Annotated in this window: 1 pseudogene; it reads right to left on the bottom strand. The window is 74.0% G+C overall.

Going from position 1 to position 1,199, the window contains the following annotated elements:
* Positions 1-1,199: pseudogene (locus CK485_RS28720) on the bottom strand (hypothetical protein); the annotation flags it as partial.

Genomic DNA, 1,199 nt, shown 5'->3' with positions numbered 1-1,199 from the left:
TCGCACTTGAGGGTGATGGTGGACAGGCTGTAGCCGAGCAGGTCGTGCAGGTCGCGGGCGAACCGCAGGCGTTCGGTGGTCACCGCGAGCCGCGTCAGTTCCGCGCGCGAGCGGTGGACCTCCGCCACCAGGTCGGTGAGCCGGGTGAGGCCGAAGACGACCAGGGCCGTCATCGGGGTCATCAGGCCCACGTACGCGATGTCGGTGAAGTCGGTGACCCCCAGGTGGTACAGGAGGGCCTGGTTGCCGAGGGCCACCGCGCCGAGGACCGTCCAGCCCGCCGCCCGGGGCAGCACCAGCAGCGCGCTGCCCGCCACCATGCCCGGCAGCCCCATCCACGCCATCCCGAAGAAGGCGTACGGGACGAAGGCCAGCAGTGCCTGCGCGGCCAGCGTGGCGTACCGGTGACGCAGCGGGAGGCGGGGCAGCAGGTGGGGGAAGGTCTGCCGGGTCTGGAGGGCGAGCCCGGCGGCGAGCAGCACCGAGGCGGCGGCGAGCCGTCCGCCGGAGACGGCCGAGGTGTACATGTACGTGATGCCCTGGAGCAGGTAGCCCAGGAGCGCTCCCGCCATCAGGTACACGGCGGTGCGCGGCGCCAGGACGGGCCCGAGCCGTTCGGGGGCGGCGGCGTCCGCGTCGCCGTCGTGCGGGCCGCAGCCCTCGTGGGCGTCGGCGTCCAGGGGCAGTTCGGCGACGAGGTGGAACCAGTCGCCCTTCTGCCAGGTGGCGAGGGTGCCGCCGAGGCGGGTGACGCGGGTGGTGAGGTTGGCGATGCCGCTCCCGCCGTCCCGCTCGGCGGCGGAGGCCGCCGGGGAGCCGCGTCCGGGCGCGGTGGTGGCGACGCCGTCGTTGGTCAGGTGCAGGCGGATGGTGGCCTCGCCGCGGGTGGTGGTGATGGCGCAGTGCTCGGCCTTGCTGTGGCGGAGCATGTTGGTGAGTCCCTCGCGCAGGACGGTGGCGAGGACGGTGTCCACCGCGCCGGGCAGCGGCTGGTCGGTGATGCGGACGGTGGTGTGGATGTGGGTGGCGGTGAGGGTCGCGCGGGCGGTCTCGGCCTCGTCGGCCAGGCTCATCTGGCGGTAGCCGCGGGCGACGGTGCGTACGTCGGCGAGGGCCTGGCGGCTGGTGTGCAGGATCTCGGCCAGTTCGTGCTGGGCGCGGGTGGTGTCGCGGGGGACGAGGCGGTTGGCGAGTTCGCA

This window comes from Streptomyces sp. ICBB 8177 (assembly GCF_003144095.1).
Classification (GTDB): Bacteria; Actinomycetota; Actinomycetes; order Streptomycetales; family Streptomycetaceae; genus Streptantibioticus_D.
Note: the sequence above shows the minus strand (reverse complement) of the source record. Positions and strands in the feature narration are given on the sequence as shown.